General features: G+C 58.1%; 3 protein-coding genes. 1 reads left to right on the top strand and 2 read right to left on the bottom strand.

Translation table 11 applies throughout. The features are described 5' to 3' along the window. The coding region (locus VEH04_15240) for a twitching motility protein (protein HYG24133.1) at positions 1-413 on the bottom strand (413 nt) is incomplete at its 3' end. 7 nt (positions 414-420) lie between these two features. After that, positions 421-1,515 (bottom strand): type IV pilus twitching motility protein PilT, encoded by a 1,095-nt coding sequence (locus VEH04_15235; protein ID HYG24132.1) that lies wholly within the window; start codon positions 1,513-1,515, stop codon positions 421-423. A 52-nt stretch (positions 1,516-1,567) separates the two neighbouring features. Here VEH04_15235 and VEH04_15230 point away from each other — a divergent pair. After that, positions 1,568-2,343 (top strand): SAM-dependent methyltransferase (locus VEH04_15230; GenBank protein HYG24131.1); only part of this gene is annotated, 776 nt, incomplete at its 3' end.

Here is a 2,343-nt window from a genome sequence, read left to right as displayed (position 1 = left end):
AGGACGAGACCGGTTTTTTCGCGGGGGACGAGGCGGATGATTTCGGGCAGCTTGAGCTGCTCGAGCGTGGGAATCTCGGTGTTGAGCTGGCGGCAAACGATGGAGTAATTGCCGCGCTGGGAGAATATGTTGACGCGGAAGCGGGCGCGTTCGCCCAGGGTGTAAGCTGAGTCACACGAGCCCCGGCGCAGCAGATCCTCGATGTGCCATTGGTTCTCGCCCACGAGATTCAGGGCGATCATCTCTGTTTGATAGGGCGTGAGTTTTTCAATCTGCGGATCGAGATCCACGGGTTTCAATTCGCCGAACGATTCCACCTGGAGCGGTTTGTCCGCGGTGAACAGCAGGTCGGAAACCTCGGGCTGGGAATCCAGCATCGTGGTCAGGATGTGATCGAGTTCAGGACGGCGCATAATTCAATCAGACATCTTCGTCTTCGGGCGGGGTTGCGAGGAATCCGCGGAATTTCTTTTTATCGATCGCCTTGTCGTACGCCTCTTCAGGGGAAATGCGTTTCATGCGCAAGTGCTCCATGATGGCGTCGTCGAGCGGCTGATTGCCCAGTTTCTTGCCGACCTGGATCATGCCGGGAATCTGGTGGGTCTTGCCTTCGCGCACGAGGTTGGCGATCGCCGTGGTGAACACGAGGATTTCAAGGGCGGCAACGCGGCCTTTTTTGTCGATGCGCTTGAACAGGTTCTGGGCGACAACACCCTTCAAAGCCTCGGACAACGTGGCGCGCACCTTGTTCTGCTGCTCGGCGGGAAAGACGTCAATGATACGGTCAACCGTTTTCGCCGCGCTGGGCGTGTGCAGGGTTCCGAAAACAAGGTGACCCGTGCTCGCGGCGACAAGGGCCAGCTCGATCGTTTCGAGGTCGCGCAACTCGCCGACGAGTACGATATCGGGATCTTCGCGCAGGGCTCCGCGCAAGGCGGCTGCGAACGACTTGGTGTGGACTCCCACCTCGCGATGATTCACGAGGGAGTTCTTGCTCTCGTGGACGAACTCGATGGGATCCTCAACCGTGATGATGTGGTCGCGGCGATTCTTGTTCGCGTAATCCACCATGGCGGCGAGGGTCGTCGATTTGCCGGAACCCGTGGGGCCCGTCACGACAACCAATCCTCGGTTCAGCATGGAAAACTTTTTCAAGACCGGAGGAAGCGGCGCGTCGAATTTTTCAAAATCCTCAAAGGAAAGGACCTTGCTGGGAATCTGGCGGAACACCGCAGCGATTCCGTTTTTTTGGTTGAAGAAATTCGCACGGAAGCGGGAGATGTTCGGGATTTCGTAGCCGAAATCGACGTCGCCTGTTTCCTCGAAGACTTTGATTTTGTATTCGGGTGCGATCTCGTAAAGAATCGTCTTCAGCGCGTCGCTTTCGAGTGGCGGGAAATCCACGCGTTGCAATTCGCCATTGATGCGCAGCATCGGCGAGTTGCCCGAGGAAAGGTGCAGGTCCGAGGCCTTCTGCTCGAACATCAGGTTAAAGAACGCGTCAATTTTTGCCATACACTGGTTGCAACGGCGGGTTATCAGCTAAATTCGCACCAGTCATCGTCCTTTGAATTCGCTTACTGAAATTATTTCCGGCGACATCCGCAAATCCGGCTGGATCAGCTTCGAACGATTCATGGAGCTGGCCCTGTATTGTCCACATTATGGATTTTACGAGAGAGAATCTGACAAGGTGGGACGGGGTGGCGATTTTTACACGAGCGTGAGTGTCGGGCCGATGTTTGGAGAACTGCTCGCCTTTCAGCTCGCGGATTGGGCCGGCGAGCTGCGGGCGCCGGAGCGTGGTGTGCAATTCGTCGAGGCGGGGGCGAACCGCGGGCGGCTCGCGACTGACGTGCTGGGATGGCTGCGACGCTGGCGGCAACAGATTTTTGACGCAACGGAGTATTGGATCATCGAGCCCTCGGCGCAATTGCGGGCGCTTCAGGCTGCCTCGCTGCACGACTTCGCTGGGAAGGTCAAATGGTTCGGTTCTCCGACGGAGCTTCCCGCCGCAGGCGTGACTGGAGTGATGTTTTCAAATGAGCTGCTGGACGCTTTGCCGCTCAGACGGCTCGGATGGGACCGGGCGCGGGGGAGTTGGTTTGAGTGGGGAGTGACCTTGGAAGCCGGCGCGTTCGCCTGGGCGCGAGGCCCTGCATGCGCGGTTGAATCGGTGGCTGCGATCCCGCAACCGGTTGCTGACGTGCTGCCCGATGGATACAGCATTGAGGTGCAATCAGCGGCATGCGGCTGGTGGAGCGCGGCCGCTGCGAGGTTGAGACACGGCCGGCTGCTTGCGTTTGATTACGGTTTTCTTGAGGATCAGTGGATCATTCCCGA

The sequence above is a fragment of the Verrucomicrobiia bacterium genome (assembly GCA_035629175.1).
Lineage (GTDB): Bacteria > Verrucomicrobiota > Verrucomicrobiia > Limisphaerales > DASXHY01 > DASXHY01.
This window is presented reverse-complemented; position numbering and strand designations above follow the sequence as displayed.